Source organism: Clostridium budayi (assembly GCF_055396605.1).
Genome location: NZ_AP042456.1, coordinates 812,596 through 830,327, shown reverse-complemented (window position 1 = coordinate 830,327; position 17,732 = coordinate 812,596). Strand labels below are relative to the sequence as shown.

The 17,732-nt window shown below is 25.6% G+C and carries 18 protein-coding genes; all 18 read right to left on the bottom strand.

The features are described from left to right. Positions 1 to 69: 69 nt before the first annotated feature. Positions 70 to 1,194, bottom strand: coding sequence for a glycosyltransferase family 2 protein (locus ACZ5TJ_RS03810; protein ID WP_464201425.1), 1,125 nt, complete (start codon positions 1,192 to 1,194; stop codon positions 70 to 72). Between the two features lie 126 nt (positions 1,195 to 1,320). Further along, positions 1,321 to 1,473 carry a zinc-ribbon domain-containing protein gene (locus ACZ5TJ_RS03805; RefSeq protein ID WP_039311271.1) on the bottom strand — a complete coding sequence of 51 codons (153 nt, stop codon included), beginning with the start codon at positions 1,471 to 1,473 and terminating at the stop codon, positions 1,321 to 1,323. A 208-nt stretch (positions 1,474 to 1,681) separates the two neighbouring features. Then, a complete protein-coding gene (locus tag ACZ5TJ_RS03800; protein ID WP_039311273.1) occupies positions 1,682 to 1,834 on the bottom strand; it encodes a zinc-ribbon domain-containing protein in 153 nt (50 codons plus the stop codon). A gap of 186 nt (positions 1,835 to 2,020) precedes the next feature. Beyond that, positions 2,021 to 3,682: a MutS-related protein gene (locus ACZ5TJ_RS03795; protein WP_464201421.1), complete on the bottom strand. Its 1,662-nt coding sequence runs from the start codon at positions 3,680 to 3,682 to the stop codon at positions 2,021 to 2,023. Between the two features lie 119 nt (positions 3,683 to 3,801). Further along, positions 3,802 to 4,344: an NADH peroxidase gene (locus tag ACZ5TJ_RS03790; protein ID WP_079286033.1), complete on the bottom strand. Its 543-nt coding sequence runs from the start codon at positions 4,342 to 4,344 to the stop codon at positions 3,802 to 3,804. 399 nt (positions 4,345 to 4,743) lie between these two features. Beyond that, entirely contained in the window at positions 4,744 to 5,106 is a 363-nt protein-coding gene (locus ACZ5TJ_RS03785; protein WP_464201417.1) for a YccF domain-containing protein, read from the bottom strand. Positions 5,107 to 5,212: 106 nt separating this feature from the next. Then, positions 5,213 to 5,755, bottom strand: coding sequence for an NADH peroxidase (locus ACZ5TJ_RS03780; RefSeq protein WP_045724680.1), 543 nt, complete (start codon positions 5,753 to 5,755; stop codon positions 5,213 to 5,215). Between the two features lie 154 nt (positions 5,756 to 5,909). Further along, positions 5,910 to 6,797, bottom strand: a complete 888-nt coding sequence (locus tag ACZ5TJ_RS03775) for a helix-turn-helix transcriptional regulator (protein ID WP_464201414.1) — start codon at positions 6,795 to 6,797, stop codon at positions 5,910 to 5,912. A gap of 591 nt (positions 6,798 to 7,388) precedes the next feature. Next, positions 7,389 to 7,814: a MarR family winged helix-turn-helix transcriptional regulator gene (locus ACZ5TJ_RS03770; RefSeq protein ID WP_464201412.1), complete on the bottom strand. Its 426-nt coding sequence runs from the start codon at positions 7,812 to 7,814 to the stop codon at positions 7,389 to 7,391. 66 nt (positions 7,815 to 7,880) lie between these two features. Continuing rightward, on the bottom strand, positions 7,881 to 9,302 hold the full coding sequence (locus ACZ5TJ_RS03765; protein WP_464201410.1) for an MFS transporter: 1,422 nt from the start codon (positions 9,300 to 9,302) through the stop codon (positions 7,881 to 7,883). Between the two features lie 266 nt (positions 9,303 to 9,568). Further along, entirely contained in the window at positions 9,569 to 9,796 is a 228-nt protein-coding gene (locus ACZ5TJ_RS03760; RefSeq protein ID WP_464201408.1) for a hypothetical protein, read from the bottom strand. Between the two features lie 197 nt (positions 9,797 to 9,993). Further along, complete coding sequence (locus ACZ5TJ_RS03755; protein WP_464201407.1) at positions 9,994 to 11,103, bottom strand: HRDC domain-containing protein; 1,110 nt, start codon at positions 11,101 to 11,103, stop codon at positions 9,994 to 9,996. Positions 11,104 to 11,342: 239 nt separating this feature from the next. Then, positions 11,343 to 11,936, bottom strand: a complete 594-nt coding sequence (gene rpsD, locus ACZ5TJ_RS03750; RefSeq protein WP_464201406.1) for a 30S ribosomal protein S4 — start codon at positions 11,934 to 11,936, stop codon at positions 11,343 to 11,345. A gap of 257 nt (positions 11,937 to 12,193) precedes the next feature. Beyond that, positions 12,194 to 12,919, bottom strand: coding sequence for an energy-coupling factor ABC transporter ATP-binding protein (locus ACZ5TJ_RS03745; RefSeq protein ID WP_464201404.1), 726 nt, complete (start codon positions 12,917 to 12,919; stop codon positions 12,194 to 12,196). Positions 12,920 to 12,952: 33 nt separating this feature from the next. Continuing rightward, positions 12,953 to 13,750 (bottom strand): energy-coupling factor transporter transmembrane component T, encoded by a 798-nt coding sequence (locus ACZ5TJ_RS03740; RefSeq protein ID WP_464201402.1) that lies wholly within the window; start codon positions 13,748 to 13,750, stop codon positions 12,953 to 12,955. Between the two features lie 138 nt (positions 13,751 to 13,888). Beyond that, complete coding sequence (gene cbiM / locus ACZ5TJ_RS03735) at positions 13,889 to 14,860, bottom strand: cobalt transporter CbiM (protein ID WP_464201400.1); 972 nt, start codon at positions 14,858 to 14,860, stop codon at positions 13,889 to 13,891. A gap of 419 nt (positions 14,861 to 15,279) precedes the next feature. Next, complete coding sequence (locus ACZ5TJ_RS03730) at positions 15,280 to 16,278, bottom strand: DUF4003 family protein (protein ID WP_464201398.1); 999 nt, start codon at positions 16,276 to 16,278, stop codon at positions 15,280 to 15,282. A 165-nt stretch (positions 16,279 to 16,443) separates the two neighbouring features. Continuing rightward, positions 16,444 to 17,670, bottom strand: a complete 1,227-nt coding sequence (fliB, locus tag ACZ5TJ_RS03725) for a flagellin lysine-N-methylase (protein WP_464201396.1) — start codon at positions 17,668 to 17,670, stop codon at positions 16,444 to 16,446. Positions 17,671 to 17,732 lie beyond the last annotated feature (62 nt).

The following is a 17,732-nucleotide window of genomic DNA, read 5'->3' as shown; positions in this document are numbered from 1 at the left end:
AACAATTTAATATATTCTATTCCTAAGTCTTATCCTTTGTTATAAATTATATATTTTTATGGCGATTTTTCACTTTTCCCACACTAAAGTTTGCCTAATTTTATCTAATTTAATATTATTATCTTTCATTTTGCCCTTTAGATATTCTCTATTAAACTCTACTTTATCCTTAGGCGCTAAATATATACTGGCTAATTCATTATAATAGTAAGCTTTTTCAAAATTTCCTAAGTTTGAATAACAAACGCATAGTTGTATAGCTGGTATCCATGTATTATATAACCTGTTGTTAAAACCGCTATTTAGTTCATCTATATCCATATCCAATGCTGATTTTAGAAATATAATTGCTTCATCATACATAGCTTTTTCCATAAAACAATTTGAAAGTTCACAAAGTGTTTCTCCATTTGGAGTATACTTTTTCATACTTTGAAATATAACATCAATCCTCTCATCTACTGATGAGTTACTATACTTTAAAGCTCTTGAAAGGTTTATTGTTCCTCTTTTAAAATCTTCAGACCAAATTAAATCTTGATTTAAGAATTCTTTATATTTTACAACTGCCTCTTCAAACAAGTTATTATCATAAAGTTCATTTGCATAATAAAAAAGATCTCTTGTTGAAAATTCTTCATTCTTCTCTTCCATGTTTTTAAATATCATTAAATTTCTATTTGTGGACTCTTTTTGCTTATTATGATTTATAGCTATATCGCTTTGATATATATTCCCATATACATTTAAATACTCATGAACTTTTCCAATCCATCTAAATCCTTTTTCCCTTTTAACTATTCTATTTCTTCTTGTTGAATATGTTGTTTCTCCATTTTCATTTCTAATTAAAGAATAGGTCATCATAATAGAATCTACAGTATTATCTAATTCATCTTTTAATTTCTTTAATTTTTGACAATTCAAATCATCTATATAGTCATCTCCGTCTAACCACATTTGATAATCTTTAGTAGCCTTACTGAATGAATAGTTCCTAGCTTTTGCAAAATTATCCTCCCAAGATAAATCATAAATTTTAGCCCCAAATGACTTTGCAATTTCTTTTGTATTATCTTTTGAACCTGTGTCAACAATAATTATTTCATCTACTATGTCACTAACTGAACCTAAACATCTACCTAATGTTTTTTCTTCATCTTTAACTATCATACATAAACTTATAGTAATCATATATCCACCTCTATTAACTTGCCTACTTATAACAATATATAACTTACATAAATCATTTGTACTAATAAATTTAAAGACAAAAAAAAATTCCACAAAGGCTTAACCTTTGTGGAATTTATAAAGAAACTATCTGTTGTTTCTTTGTTGCTTTCTAGCTCTTCTGCAGTCTGGGCATCTTACTGGATCGTTATCAAATCCTTTTTCTTTGTAGAATGCTTGTTCTCCTTCAGTGAATATGAATTCCTTACCGCAATCTTTACATACTATTGTTTTATCCATTCTAATTCCTCCTGTTTAAAGACTTCATTAAAATTTATAAATTCTCTAAAAGGAGAAAGTTATAATCTAATTATCTTTAATTAATTTATTTTTTTATTGCTACAATATTAATTGTAGCAGTTATTATACTATTAAGCAAGCTTTTTATTCTATGCTTTAATATAATAAAAAAGTTGTAGCATAAACTACAACCTTTTATCTAAAGAAACTATCTGTTGTTTCTTTGTTGCTTTCTAGCTCTTCTGCAGTCTGGGCATCTTACTGGTTCATTATCGAATCCTTTTTCTTTGTAGAATGCTTGTTCTCCTTCTGAGAAGATGAACTCCTTACTGCAATCTTTACATACTATTGTTTTATCCATACTAATTCCTCCTGTTAAAGACTTAAATCAATTTATAAATTCTCTAAAAGGAGAAAGTTATAATCTAATTATCTTTAATTAATTTTTAAAATTTATTATTTTGTATCACTACAATATTTAGTATAACAGCTTTTCTATTATTAAGCAAGCTTTTTAAAAAATTTTTCAGAATTTTTTTAAATATTTTTATATTTTTCTCCAAATACTATTTTTCATAAAGTTTTCAGCTGACTTCTCAGCACTTTTTACTATATTTTTATCATACCCTATTAATTCTAAAATTTTTATTGCATTCCTAGTTGTTGCTCTTCCTTTATAGAATTTATAATCAAATTTTATATCATTATTTTTAATTTCTTCTTGGAAATGATAATTATCAAAATGTCCTTCTAAAATATGAGTAAGTTCAATATCATGAGTAGCTGCAATACATATGCAATTATTACTAGCTGAAAAATATTTTAAAACCTCAGAAGATGCTGCAATTCTTTCAATCGTGTTTGTTCCTCTTAATATTTCATCAACAAAACAAAGAAGCGGAACATCATAATTAATAGCATCAATTATTCTTTTTAATGATTTAATTTCTACCATATAATAACTCTCTTTTTTAAATATACTATCATTAAGTGCCATAGAACTATATACCCTAAAAAAATTACTATTATATTCTTTTGCAAAAACAGTATATATACTTTGAGCTGTTATTGCATTTAATGCTATTGTTTTTAAAAATGTTGATTTACCTGAAGCATTAGAACCTGTAATAAGTATAGATTTATCTATAACTCCATCATTTGTTACAGGCTCCTCAATGAATGGATGATATATTTCAGTAAAACTTAAATTTTTGCTTTCAGTAAATACTGGTTTACAATAATTCTTTATAGAATCCCTATATGAAGATATTGCAATCATTGAATCTATCATACCTACAAACTTATATATTTCTTCAAAATCCTTTGTATTTTCCATAACAGTTCTACATATTTTTTCATACTTTATTACATCCTTAAGGAAAAACATTTTCATATATTCAGAATATATACCTATCTCTCCATTAGCTGCTGCTGGAGTAGTATTAATAAATTTATTTTTGATATTTTTTACATTTCTTAGATTTTCTTTTATATTAGGAAATTTAGAATTAACTTCTTTTAAATTAAGTGAATATATTTTTCTAGCTGCATTTGCCATTCCAATCATATACATATAATCATCTACTCTATATCCATTATATTTTTTAAGTCTTCCTTGTAACCACATATTAAAACCTAACGATATAATAAGCAAGAAAAATGTAGGTGGATAGAATACTATTAAAATTAGTAGTATTAAAGGTAATAATTGAAGTGTTCTATATAAAATAATTCTATTTTTAGGAACTTCCATAGGATTTTTAAAGTAAAAAGATAAATTAGCATTTTCCTTTTTCCCAAGTCTACCTAATATAAATTGAATATCAAATCTCTCTTTAGAATTTTGTCTAAAATATTCAATTAAATCATCTCTACATTTAAGTTTATCTACATTAAAAGATATATTTCTAAAAATTGAATACAAGAACTCATCCCCAATTGATGTTCTAGTATTGTTTATAGATAAGAAAAACTTATCCATGCTAAGATCATTCCAAGTAATATCATCTATATAAAATTTTTTATTATCCTTAGTATTTTTAAAATAGTTTGCAGCATAATTAATATCTGTCTTATTCTTCTTTATATCTACTTTCTTACCATAAGAATTTAAAATATCCTTCTTTATTTTGTTAATCTTTCTAAAATACTCATAAATATAACTGGCAATAATTAATATAATTCCTATAATTATATACACATATAACATAGTCACTCCCCCTTTTACATAATTATACCAATATTTTGTTATTTGTAAGTAATTTTAAACTATATTTTTACAAAAAAAAGAAACTCCCATCTATCTCTGGGAGTTTCTTTTATTTATTATTAAGCAAAGTATCTGTCTAATAATCCTTTGAAAGCTTTTCCGTGTCTAGCTTCATCTTTACACATTTCATGTACTGTATCATGGATTGCATCTAAGTTTAATTGTTTAGCTAAAGTTGCTAAATCTTTCTTTCCTTGGCAAGCTCCATATTCAGCGTCTACTCTCTTTTGTAAGTTTACTTTTGTATCAGCATCTACAACTTCTCCTAAAAGTTCTGCAAATTTTGCAGCGTGTTCTGCTTCTTCAAATGCTATTCTCTTATAAGCTTCTGCAACTTCTGGGAATCCTTCTCTATCAGCTTGTCTTGACATTGCAAGATACATTCCAACTTCTGTACATTCTCCCATGAAGTTTGCTTGTAATCCTTCTATGATTCTTGGATCTACATCTTTAGCTACTCCGATTCTATGTTCGTCAGCCCAAGCCATTTCTCCAACTTGTTCTACAAATTTATCAGCACCTACTCCACATACTGGACATTTTTCTGGTGCAGTTTCTCCTTCATATACATATCCACATACTTGACATACAAATTTTTTCATAATTAATTTCCTCCTAATTTTCAACACACATTTTATTTATATTTAAATTTTGTTTTAAATCTAATTTTTATTTTTTGTTTGTTCCTCTTTGCATTTATTATTATATAATAATAATTATCCGTTGTAAACCCTTTTTTAAAAAATTTTTTATCTATTTTAGAAAATTATCTCTAATTTTCATTATATGTATACGAACTTGTAAAATTTATCTTTTAATGTATTATATACTTTAATTTAAAAAATTGCTAGAAATTTCTTGTGAAAAAATAATAATCTCTTTATTATTTTTCATAATTTTTATAATATTTTTAACTTTATTAAACCATATTAATAAAATATATATTTTTATTGTATATAAAAAAGCCGTTATAAAACGACCTTTCATTAGGTTTAATTTAGTTATATTACTTCCTTACCAAAAGGCATAAGTGAAAGCTTTGCAATTTTTAGACTTTGTATAGCAAATGGTATTCCTATTATTGATATACAAAGTAATACTGCACTAATTAAATTTGCAATACAAAGAGAAAATCCCCCAAAGATTATCCATAATATATTCAAAATAAAATTAGTTCCACTTTCATTTGTGCTAACTACTTCTTTTCCAAATGGGGCTAATTGAAGTTTTGCCATCTTAAAACATTGTAATCCTACAGGTATTCCTATTATTGTTAAGCACCATAATACTCCCCAAAATAGCCATACTAAAGAATTAACAAGTCCGCCCAAAATAATCCAAATAATATTTCCAATACAGCTCATATCATTCCTCCTTAATTTAGTATATAATCTATGCTATCATAAAGTTATTAATTTTATATAAAAAAAGCCTTACAGAAATAACTTCTGCAAGGCTTTTTTAAAATTCTTATGCAAAGTATCTATCTAATAATCCTTTGAAAGCTCTTCCATGTCTAGCTTCATCTTTACACATTTCATGTACTGTGTCATGAATTGCATCTAAGTTTAATTGTTTAGCTAAAGTAGCTAATTCTTTCTTTCCTTGGCAAGCTCCAAATTCAGCAGCAACTCTAGCTTCTAAGTTTTTCTTAGTATCTGCTTCTAATACTTCACCTAAAAGTTCAGCAAATTTTGAAGCATGTTCTGCTTCTTCAAAAGCAGCTCTCTTATACATTTCAGCAACTTCTGGATATCCTTCTCTATCTGCTTGTCTTGACATTGCTAAATACATACCAACTTCTGTACATTCTCCTGTAAAGTTAGCTTGTAATCCTTCAATTATTCTTGAATCAACACCTTTAGCAACTCCAACTCTATGTTCATCAGCCCAAGCCATTTCTCCAGCTTGTTCTACAAATTTATCTTTTGGAGCTCCACATACTGGACATTTTTCTGGTGCTTCTTCTCCTTCATAAACATAACCACATACTGTACACATAAATCTTTTCATTATAAGTACCTCCCAAATTCTAAAATAATTTATTCCTTGATTCATATAATACACCTTTAGAAAATTAATAAAAGTACTTATATATATATTTAATTGTTTGTTTATTGATAATTAAAAAATTGGAATTATTATTCAACATGTATTAATTTAGGTATTAAGAATAATATTTTAATGTATTTTTTAATTCACTAACTACAGCTTCTTTTATTTCCTTTGGTTCTAATACTTCTACTGAGCTCCCCATTTCCATTATCCATTTAACAATATCAATTTTACCTGCAATATATCCTTCATAAATTAAGTATCCATCTTTATGACTATCTATTATTGATTCTTCATATACCCATTTATGTTCTTTAAAACATCTTGCATAAGGATAATAAACTTTAAGCTTAACTTTAAATTTCTTATTATCACTATATATTCCAAGTCTATTTCCAAGATATTTTTTCATATTGAATCCATTTTTCTTAAACAAATCATTAGTTTCTATAATATTACTAATTCTAACTAATTTAAAATTTCTTATTGATTTCTTATATTCACAATACGCAACCATATAATTTGCACCTTCATAAACATACAGGGCATATGGATGCACAGTTCTTTTTTTTCTTTCACCTCTAAGATTTGTATAATCTATTTTTATTTTTTTCTTATTAGTTATACATTCATTAATTTTAATCCATTTTTCTTTAATCTCATCATTATCTTTACTTATTCTTCTATATTGGGCTGATGTATTTTCATGCCAGAAGTTAACATTATTATATTTTGATAATATTTTAATTGCCGCTGTACTAAAATCCCTTTTAAAAGGGAAAGTACCATTTTGAACGAATTTTACAGTAAGCTCTAATGCGTTTATCTCATCTTTATTAAGTCCAATATCAAAACATATTGAAGGACTTTTAAGAATATATCCACCATATCTTCCACGTTCTTCTTCAATCCATATACCTGCAGCACACAGGTCATCTTTATACCTACTCACTTGTCTTATGTCTACTTCAAGTCTTTCTGCTAGTTCTTTCCTACTCATCTTCTGTTTGCTTCTTAGTAAAAGCAACATCGTTAGTGCATTGTTTAATCTACCCAACCGTCTTATCTTCCTTCACTCTTTCTTCTCATAAAAAAATAAGATTCTGCTCCCCTATTGCAAAATCTTATTGTAAAACTATTCCTAAACTTTACCTAAAGCAGTTAAAAATCAGTGCATTAGTATTTACTATTGTAGTATTGAGAAAACTTCATAAAACCATATATTATATATACTAGATAAAGTCGAATCAGTTCTTACTTATATAATACTCCTTAATGGTGACTTATAAATGTAACAATAATTTTAATATAATTAAAAGATATATACATATTATTTTACTTATTATTCCATAAAAATTACATTGATTTTCACATAAAGGATAAATTTTTATTTTGCAATAATATTATACATATTTTTCGAATTAATTCAATTGCCTAAAAATTTCATATTCTTTGTCATAAATACAGATTCCTCTGATTTATCATATTTAGTATCATCTTTAATAAATCCCATTGCTTTATAAAATATAATTAAACGAGAAATAGCTATACATATTATGCATAGCTATTTTTTCATTTAATATTATTGTTTTTATAGTTCAGTTGCAATTAGTGAATTATTTGCAACTTTCTTTATTAATTTTAATAAACATTTTGATTCTTCCTCTGAAAAATCACTAAGAATTTCTTTGCACCAATTATCTATAGTTTTGTTAACTAAAGGATAAACCTTTTTCCCTTTATCTGTAAGATATAGATGATAAGTTCTTTTATCCTCTTTCTTAGGCACTCTTTCTATAAACTTAAGCTTCTCTAACTGACATAAAGCTCTTGTTATATTACTTGGATTTAAATGAATACTATCCATTAACTTATCTTGTGTTATTCCGGGATTTTCAAAAATTTTTATTATATAAAAGTGCTGACTACTATTTAAATCTATTTCTTTTAACTTTTTATCTAAATAAATTTTACTATGTCTATCAGCTATTGAAATCCATTTAATTAATTCATTCATTATTTACGCCCCCATTATTAGCCTTTACTTAACTTTAATAATAAGACATTTATTTAATAAAATCTATTATTTTCTAAATAATCTATATGCTGAAATTATACAAGCAATAAGACATAATATAAATGAAACTGCAAAAGCTACATGCATACCATATATAAATAACATAGGCATATTGTCTATATAAGTTATAACTTTAAATCCAGCTTTATGGCTCATTGCAATATATAGTATTGTAGTTGATAATGATATACCAATAATCATACCTAAATTTCTTGCAAGTGAATTTAAACTTCCTGCTATTCCAAGTTTATTTGGCTTTACAGATGACATTATAATTGAATTATTAGGTGATTGGAAAAGTGCTACCCCAACTCCTGTCATTGTTGTTATTGAAACTAAATATGGAACTGAAGTGCTTTGATCCATAAATATAAATAAAAACTGTGTTATTGTAACTATTACTAATCCTATAAATGTTAAAATTTCTGATCCCATTCTATCTGAAAGGCTTCCACTAATAGGCGCAACAATCATCATTGCAATTGGTACAGACATCAATATAAATCCTGATGTAAGTGATGAAAAGCCTAATGTTTTTTGAAGATAAAATGGCATTAAAACATTAAAGAAAAGATTAGATGAAAATACTAAAAGTGCACAAAATAATCCTAATGAAAATGAGAAATTATTAAATAATTTCATATCAATTAATGGATCATCAACTCTATTTTCAGTTATTATAAATAAAATTAATGAAACTATAAATATTACAAATAGTATTATAACTGTGAGTCTAGTAAACCCAATTTGTTGTCCTATAAATATAGCCATAAATAATGAAACTATACTAATATTGAATAAAATAAATCCTTTATAGTCAATTCTAGTCTTGATATTTTCTTTAAATTCTTTTGGAAATGCAAAATACCCTAAAAGTATAGCTAAAATTCCAATTGGTATGTTTATTAAGAATATATACTGCCATGAATAATTTTCTATTATAAGCCCACCAATTCCTGGTCCTGCAATACTTCCTAAGGATACAAAACTACCTAGGATTCCAAGTCCTTTTCCTCTCATCTCTCTTGGAAAATACTCTGTGATTATTCCATAGTTAGTTGCCATAGTCATACTAGCACCAATTGCTTGCACTGCTCTTGATATTAAAAGAAAAGTTAAACTATTGCTTATACCACATAAAATTGATCCTATTACAAATATAACTGTTCCAATTCTAAAAACTTTAATTTTTCCTTTTGTATCACTTATTTTTCCGAAGAATATTAAAAGCATACATATTACAACTATATATAAAGAAACAATCCATTCTGCTTGATTCATATTTATTGATAGATCTTGTGATATTACTGGCATTGCTATATTGACAATACTTCCATCTAAAGTGGACATAAATGTAAATAAACAAGTTGCAATTAGCATAAGCCAAATATTATATTTTTGTTCTGATTTACTATTTTCTTTTATCATATGTTATCCTCCCTACATTTTATTTTCTTCAAATTCAAATAATTTATTATAATAATTAATATTATTGCGTGCGCAAATATAATGCCAAAAAAAATATTTTTCGTTCGCAAATATATTCTATTTTAATATATTTTAATAGTCAACCTTATTTAAAATATATTTTTTAAAGTTAAAAGAAAAAGAACTACTAGGATTATCCTAATAGTTCTTATACTTTCTATAATACTTTCAACTTTTCTTTTAAAAATATTATGCAAAGCATATAATTATTTTCTTGATTTCATATCTGCTTCTAATTCTTTTGCAAATTCTTTTTCCATTGAAGCTTCTTCTTTTATTTCTCTATCTAATTCTTGATTTATTTTCTTTCCAAGAACATCTGCTTCTTTTTGATCTTCTCTATATTTTTTGCTATTTTCATCAACAACATTAAGATCTACTTCAGCCTTATTTTTTATTTCTTCTTTTAATTCTTCAATATTTTTTTTGCTCATAAAAAAACCCTCCTAAATTAAAAATTTATTATTTTTAATATTTTTTATACTCATATTATATCAAGATAATTTTATAAAAAAACATCTTTGAATTAAGTTTAACTGAAACTATAATGAATCTTTACAAATTGATATTTTTATTCATTTATAAAAAAATAGTTTACTAGAATATACATACTAATAAACTATTTCTAAGCTTAACTATTTACTATTTCTATTATATTTTCGCCATACTTTTCTACTTTAACCTTTCCAAATCCTCTTATCTTAATTAAATCTTCATTGCATTTAGGCATTTTTTCTAGTATCTCTTCTAAAGTAGCATCATTAAAAACATAGTAAGGTGGAATTCTATTAATTTTTGAAATTTCTAGTCTAAATTTCTTTAATTGTTTTCTAATATTATCTATATCTTCATGCTTAAAATTTTCATTTGAATCTTTTTCATAAATCATATCATTTATGATCTTATTATCTATTTCTTTGAGCTTTTCTATATCCTCATCTATTTCTTTCTCTATTAAACATTCATTGTTATTGTGCTCTTTAAAGTCTTCTTCTGTAAGTGAATATTTCTTTATATAATCAAAATTAGCTTCTTTATTATTTGTCTTTAGATACTCTGCAATAGAATACATTTTCTTATCAAATACTATTCCATCGTTCTTCTTTTTTTCACAATCTATTTTATCTTTTATAAACTTAGCTAATTGATCATATTTTACTATTTGCTCTTTTATATCTTTAGGTGCCCTACTTTTATTTATAATACTTTTAGGATTAGCCATTACTATACATGAATATATAGGAATATTCTTGCACACATTATTATCTTTAAGTATTTTTTTTAATATTCTTATATGTCTTTCATTTTGCGTTACAGGACTATATATCCCCTCTCTCTTATATACTTTTCCATATTTACTTTTAAAACTTCTTATAAATTCTCCTGATTCATTTATAGAAATGTCTCCGCTTAATTTCTTTGTTTCTAATATCATAATAAAATACTTGGTTATTATTATATAATCCATCTGAGCTACATAATCTTCTGATTCTAATCTTATATCATGAAGAATTAACATTGGTATAAAAGAATTTTTAAGTTCATAGTCTGTATTCTTTTCTCCATCTATTCCATACTTTAAAATAGCTATATCTTTATCAATATACTTCTTCTTATCATTATTTTTAACCTTATCACTTAATTCTTTTAAATCTTCTAATTGCTTATTATCTGTAGTAAACTCTTTTATAAATTCTGGCCCCTTTACAGATGAAATTCCAAATAAAATTTCTTTGAACATTTTCTTACCCCTAATCTATTTAATATATATTGTAAATTTTATCTATTTTAAAAATATTATACCATGCATTTTCGACATTTTATAAGAAATTCCTATACACATTATTAATTGTTACAGTTCTTTTATTAAATATTTAAAGTTTATATACATAAAAATAAAGGCTATATTAATCTGCACATTAATATAGCCTTTAATCTTTTGGCAAGATATACTTTATTTTATTTACTATTTATAATATTTTACTTAGAGTAAAACTCAACAATTAAGTTATCATTAATAACTATTGGAATTTCTTCTCTTAATGGTCTTCTGCTAAAGGTTGCTTTAAAACTCTCTATATCTTTATGTATATACGGTAATACATTTAGACTATTGTTTTCAAATGTTTCTTTGAAAATATTAGTATTTCTTGATTTTTCTCTAAGAACTACTTCATCTCCAACTGATAATTGGTATGATGGTATATTAACCTTCTTTCCATTAACTAAAAAGTGTCCATGGTTAACCATTTGTCTTGCTGCTCTTATTGATGGAGCAAATCCCATTCTATAAACCATATTATCTAATCTTGATTCTAACATTTGAATTAAAGCTTCGCCTGGAAGCTCTTTTGACTTAAAAGCTTTTTCTACATATCTACAAAACTGCTTTTCAAGCACTCCATAATATGCTCTTAACCTTTGCTTTTCTAATAATCTTATTCCATATTCTGATAACTTTTTATCAGCTCTACTACTGCCCTTTACTGCACGATCCATTGCTTTAGGATGACCTATTACATTCAAGCCAAGCCTTCTGCACATTTTAAATCTTGGGCCTCTCATCTTTTCCATAGTAAACCTCCTATATAAAGTATTTCTATGGCCTTATAATACCACAAAACTTCTTTAATTGAAAATGATTATCATTATATATTGTGCTTTTAGATTAATTTATCCTTACTATTCTTCTATTTTCATTCTCTTTCTTATTTTAATTATGTAATATAAAATTTAGATTGATATTAATAAAACCTCATCTCCTAATATAAGATGAGGTTATTTGTATTACTATATAGTATTCTATTTAGATTACTTATATTCCTAACAAACTATAATATATTATTTTCTTCTAAAAATTCTACATCATCAAGTATTTTTGTAAAATCATCATCTCTTATAACTTCATGATTTTCGGAGAAAACTATTCCTCTTTTAAAAATTCCTTTTATATATCCAAATTCGTGAGTAGAACATATTATTGTTTTTCCACTTTCATTAAGTTTTATAAGTAGTTCTCTTAAAAATCTCTTACCTTTAGGATCTATCTCATTTAATGGTTCATCTAATACAAGAACTTCAGGATTTAATGAAAGTACACTTGCAATTGCAACCCTTTTCTTTTCTCCTCCACTTAAATTATATGGCTCCCTATCTTTAATATCTTCTATATCTAATAGCTCTAAGCAATCCATAACCCTACTTCTTACTGCCTCTTCACTAGCCCCCATTTGTCTTGGACCAAAGGCAATTTCATCATATACAGTTGAACAGAAAAGTTGTGCATTGGAATTTTGAAATATAAATCCAATTTTTTTGTGAAATTTTTTTGAGAATTTACTATCATTTAATTTCTTCTCTGTAATCTCATCTCCATTGAATATATATTTACCTTTTTTAGCTATTAAAATTCCATTTAAAATTTTTAATAATGTAGATTTGCCACATCCATTAGGTCCAATTAATGCTACAGATTCACCTTCATTTATTTTAATATTTATATCTTTAAGCGCCACCTTATCTTTATATGAAAATTGCAAGTTTTCTAATCTTATCATAAAATCCATCTCTTTCTTCAAATTACTTTCTATCTATACTACAAAAAATATAATCACCATAAAAATACTGATTATAATATATAATGCATCCATTATTGTAAATTTAAATTTTGTATATGATACATACTCCCCAGTAAAACCCCTACATTCCATAGCTGAATACATATCTTCTCCCATTACTTTAGACTTTAGAAATAAATTCCCTATAATTCTTGATAATGAATTTCTTTTTTCTTTGTTCTTTCCAACAGACTTTAATTTCAATGAATATAGCATATTTAATGAAAAATCTCCAAGTACATATATATACCTTATCGTAATATCAAACACTAATATAAATATATCTGGCACAAAAAATATTTTCAGTGATTTAGTTATATCACTCCATTTAGTTGTATATGAAAGTATATTAACAAGAATAACTGTTATAAATATTTTTAAAATTAGCATTATACTGCTTTGTTTATTTCCCATAAAAAATATTGAAGGTAATAGGATAATTAAAGTAAATACAGGAACTATAAAACTTACCGCTAATATTTTCTTTATAGCTTCTCCATCTAAAAGACATAAATATACTAATGAATACGCTATCATAATGTATACAAAAAACATATTCTTAGATAATGATAAAAATATAATAAGTAATATCATAGATGATAATTTCACAAGTGGATTTATATTGTATATCATTCCACTTTCTTTACTATTATCTCGCTTTATTTTTGAAAGTATTGTTACAATTCCAATTATACTTTTATCTAAAAATCTTTCTTTGTCTTTAACTGGTTCATATTCATCTTTATTTAATAACCATTCTTTAACTTCCATAATACGTAGAGCTTAAAAATAAAATAATATTTTTAACCACTTAAATTCACCTCTTTATACTAGTATTTATTATGCATAACAATAAACCATAGAAAAATTAAATAATCAATTTAACATTTCTATGATTTATTCACTAATCTATTCTTTCTTAAGACTTGCAATCACTTTAAATAATATTATTAAAGCTGCAACTCCTATTATAGCTGATAATATATAACCTGTAATAGTACCTAATCCATTGAATCCATATCCATCGCCAAGTGCATGGTATGAAAAACCTGAACTCATTCCTTTAGGAACATATCCTATTAACTCTTTCATTTCATCTAATCCCCATTCACCCCAGGCTGTACCTGATGTTATAAGTCCAAGTGGTGTTAAAATTATCATTGCTATTATAGCAACAATAGCAGATTTAAAAACAGTACTTACATTCTCTTCACCACCATCATTAATTGTTGCTGGTGATACTTTTTTAATATAAGCATAAACTCCAACTGTAACTGCTCCTTCAAGAAGACCAATTAAAATATGCGTTGATACCATAGCTGGCATAGATACGCTTAATGAGTAAGGGCAATATAAAGGTTGTCCTAGTGAATTTTTAAATAATAAAGGCTGTATTCCAAATTCTATTGCTGCACATAAAGCTGCTATGTTTAGCCCTAAATAACTTCCAATAAATGCTGCTATATACTCTCCTTTACTATTTTTAAACTTTGATTTTAAAAATTTATAAGTATAATAACCTACAACCGGCATAATAAAAGCCATATTAAATGTATTTGCTCCATATGCAAGTATTCCACCATCTCCAAAAAATAAACATTGTATCAATAAAGCTATACTTACTGCTATGGTGGCGGATGACGGACCTAATATTATTGCAATTAGTACTGCCCCAACTGCATGAGCACTTGTCCCCCCTGGTGCTGGAACATTAAACATCATTAATAAAAATGAAAAAGCAGCACAAACTCCTAATATTGGAATCTTCTTTTTACTTAAATTTTTCCTAACCTTACTTATTGAATGTTTCCATACTGGAATCATAACAGCACCCATAACTGCACATGTTGATGGGCTTAAGTAATTCTCTGGTATATGCATATTATCTCCTCCTAAAATATAATATTTTTTCTATTTTTTAAGTATAAATAATATTTTCCAAAAATTGATTATTATTAACTTAATTTTATTAACAAAAAATTCTCTTTTCAAGAACTATTATCTATTTATTTCTGAATTTAACATATATTTCATTATTTATAAATATATCTTTTTATTTGTTCATATATTTTTTTGTTTGTTAATTATTAACTCCAAATTTATCATATTTTATCTTACTATACATACCTTATTAATCTATAATTCTATCCTTTTTAATACTCTACTTATAGTTTCAGAAATATAAAATCCTGTATTTATTTAAGCTATTAATCTTTAAACTTGCTTCTCCTATATAACTCTCTTTCTAATATAAAAAGAGCAACTATAAAACTAGTTGCTCTATACTTTTCATTTATTTTTTAACTTCCTGATGATGATGAAGCTGCGGCAGCTGCTGCCCCTGCAGAAGCACTTGCCACTGCAACTTCAATCGCTAATTGTATTGTTAATGTTATGTTATTAGTAGCATTTATTAACTTTTGATTATCTTCATCATTTAATCTATTTATATAATCTGAAATAGCAAGTCCTGTAGCTATCATATTCCTAATAGTTGAGCCTAATGAAAAGGCACCAAATCCACTTTCTTGTTTTAATCTATCAGAAACTTCTCTTACTTCTTTTGCAAAAACATTAGGATCATCACTTATAAATGCTGCTACTCCTAAAAGTGGAATGGAATAATTTTTTAATGGCACCTTGTTATCTCTTAATGCATTTTGTATCTTTAAAACTCTAATAGCTTTTTCATATGCACTTCCATTAAATAAAGGTAATATGTGTGATAAACTTTGAGTATTATTCCCAGTACTAAACCCACTGCTTCTTAAAGCTTCATAACATTCTTCTGTTTCATTTAAAGTTATCTCAATATTAGTTGAAGTAGTTGCAATCATAGCAGCAGCTGAAATATCCTCATGGCCTGTTAAAAATCTATGATTCTTCCTCATCTCTTCGTAAACTTCTCTGGTATTTTTCACTGCATCATCAATATTAACCCTGTTTCTTGCATTAAATATAACAATTGCAGCTAATATCAAATATTGATTTGCAAAGAAAAAGCTTTTTAGCTTTTCATAAATATTCATAAGCTCTTTAAAACTGCTTTCCATATCATTTTCAAGAGATATAGTAATAGCCGTTGTAAATAAATTATTCCCTCTAAAATTTGACATTAAGGTTGTGTTCTTTTTAATTATTTTTATGGCCTCGTTAATTCTATTAGCATCTGCCATTTTATCTTTTAATGTTAATGTTAGTGCATTACATTTTCTAAAAGAATTTACTGTAAATATTCCTCCTGCTTTATCTAATTCTTTACTATTATTCATAAGTAATTGTACCTTCTCATAATTCATAATAATCCCTCCATCATAAAAGTTCATCTCAATTATACTATATAGTATATTATACCATATTTAAAGTTTAATATTACATATTATTTTTATGATTTATGGAAAAAGTTTTTATAAAAAAGCAGTAAATCCGTAAAGACTTACTGCATATATTAATTACAATTTTTTCTACATCATAGGTAAGTGTATTTTAACAAATTCTATATTATTAAATTCTTTTTCTTTTATATACTTTAATAAATTAACTAAATAATTTCTATGATGTCCAATACTCTTTGAGAAAATTTGAATAAATCTAACTATTTCTTCTTTAGAATCATTTTTATTAACTATATACTTACCAACTAAATAAAATCTAATAAATGAATATCTCATTAAAAGCATAATATATCCATCAAATACTGATTGATTTTCTGAAAATGGGAACATATAATTATAAATAAAATTAACTAAATAATTTTCAAAAATAAAACTATTTTTAATCATATATTCTTTAGAATATTCTTCAAATGCTTCTATATAAACATTTGCGTATTTACTTATATTATCATCTTCAAAGTTAAATCCAGTCATAACTTCCTTTGTATAATCCTTAAATGAAAGACTATCAACTTCATTAAGTATATTTAAATATTTCATAGTCTTTTTGAAAAAATCAACTTGAAGGAGATAACTAAACTCATCTTTTTCATAAGGATCTTTAACTGAATTTATATCATAATCTTTTATAAACTTTGATACATTTTCATAGTTATATTTAAGTTCTTCTTCTAATTCATTTATGAATTCTCCTAATATATAAAGTCTTTTGTTTAAATCAAACTTTCTATTTTTTATTATTTTAATACTTAAATCCCTAATTTCTTTAAAATATTTTATAGGTAGATTCTTAAAATCTTTAGATTTTGTATCTATTTCACTTGATATTATGTGCTTTCCTAAAGTTTCTTCATTTTCTTCAAATTCAATTCCTTCTTCTTTTAACAAAAGAATTCTTGCAGCTTCAGGACAAGATACATCAAGAGACATTTCATAATATCCATCTATTTTATTGAGTATTCTTGGAAAAGATGTACACACATTTGAAAGATATTCTTCTCCAAGCTTAGATTGAATTATACAATAATTACATTCATCTAAAAATGGACATCTCTTATCTTTCTTAAGCTTTACTTTTCCATAATCAACATCAGGCGCTTGACAGTACTCATTATTATGTACATTCTTTTGGAACATTTTCTTCATTTCTTGATCTTTAACTTTATAATATTGTCTAAAAGTAATCTTATCAATATCTATATCCCATCCTATGCAACAACTGTCTTCACATTCTTCACCTATACATCTAAATTCTTTAAGATATTTAGGATATTTTTTTCTTATTAATTTTTCCATTGTATACTTCCTTCTTAAATAAAATACTTATAGTCTTTGTTTTACTTTTATTTTACTATAGT

Excerpts from the sequence above, each read along its gene's own strand:
- ACZ5TJ_RS03765 (WP_464201410.1), bottom strand. The coding sequence starts at position 9,302 with ATGATAAAAGAAAATAGTAAATCAGAACAAAAATATAATATTTGGCTT.
- ACZ5TJ_RS03780 (WP_045724680.1), bottom strand. The coding sequence starts at position 5,755 with ATGAAAAGATTTATGTGTACAGTATGTGGTTATGTTTATGAAGGAGAA.
- rpsD (WP_464201406.1), bottom strand. The coding sequence starts at position 11,936 with ATGGAAAAGATGAGAGGCCCAAGATTTAAAATGTGCAGAAGGCTTGGC.
- ACZ5TJ_RS03760 (WP_464201408.1), bottom strand. The coding sequence starts at position 9,796 with ATGAGCAAAAAAAATATTGAAGAATTAAAAGAAGAAATAAAAAATAAG.
- ACZ5TJ_RS03730 (WP_464201398.1), bottom strand. The coding sequence starts at position 16,278 with ATGAATTATGAGAAGGTACAATTACTTATGAATAATAGTAAAGAATTA.
- ACZ5TJ_RS03810 (WP_464201425.1), bottom strand. The coding sequence starts at position 1,194 with ATGATTACTATAAGTTTATGTATGATAGTTAAAGATGAAGAAAAAACA.
- cbiM (WP_464201400.1), bottom strand. The coding sequence starts at position 14,860 with ATGCATATACCAGAGAATTACTTAAGCCCATCAACATGTGCAGTTATG.
- ACZ5TJ_RS03740 (WP_464201402.1), bottom strand. The coding sequence starts at position 13,750 with ATGGAAGTTAAAGAATGGTTATTAAATAAAGATGAATATGAACCAGTT.
- ACZ5TJ_RS03800 (WP_039311273.1), bottom strand. The coding sequence starts at position 1,834 with ATGGATAAAACAATAGTATGTAAAGATTGCAGTAAGGAGTTCATCTTC.
- ACZ5TJ_RS03790 (WP_079286033.1), bottom strand. The coding sequence starts at position 4,344 with ATGAAAAAATTTGTATGTCAAGTATGTGGATATGTATATGAAGGAGAA.
- ACZ5TJ_RS03745 (WP_464201404.1), bottom strand. The coding sequence starts at position 12,919 with ATGATAAGATTAGAAAACTTGCAATTTTCATATAAAGATAAGGTGGCG.
- ACZ5TJ_RS03755 (WP_464201407.1), bottom strand. The coding sequence starts at position 11,103 with ATGTTCAAAGAAATTTTATTTGGAATTTCATCTGTAAAGGGGCCAGAA.
- ACZ5TJ_RS03805 (WP_039311271.1), bottom strand. The coding sequence starts at position 1,473 with ATGGATAAAACAATAGTATGTAAAGATTGCGGTAAGGAATTCATATTC.
- ACZ5TJ_RS03770 (WP_464201412.1), bottom strand. The coding sequence starts at position 7,814 with ATGAATGAATTAATTAAATGGATTTCAATAGCTGATAGACATAGTAAA.
- ACZ5TJ_RS03795 (WP_464201421.1), bottom strand. The coding sequence starts at position 3,682 with ATGTTATATGTGTATATAATTATAGGAATTATATTAATTATTGCCAGT.
- ACZ5TJ_RS03785 (WP_464201417.1), bottom strand. The coding sequence starts at position 5,106 with ATGAGCTGTATTGGAAATATTATTTGGATTATTTTGGGCGGACTTGTT.
- ACZ5TJ_RS03775 (WP_464201414.1), bottom strand. The coding sequence starts at position 6,797 with ATGAGTAGGAAAGAACTAGCAGAAAGACTTGAAGTAGACATAAGACAA.
- fliB (WP_464201396.1), bottom strand. The coding sequence starts at position 17,670 with ATGGAAAAATTAATAAGAAAAAAATATCCTAAATATCTTAAAGAATTT.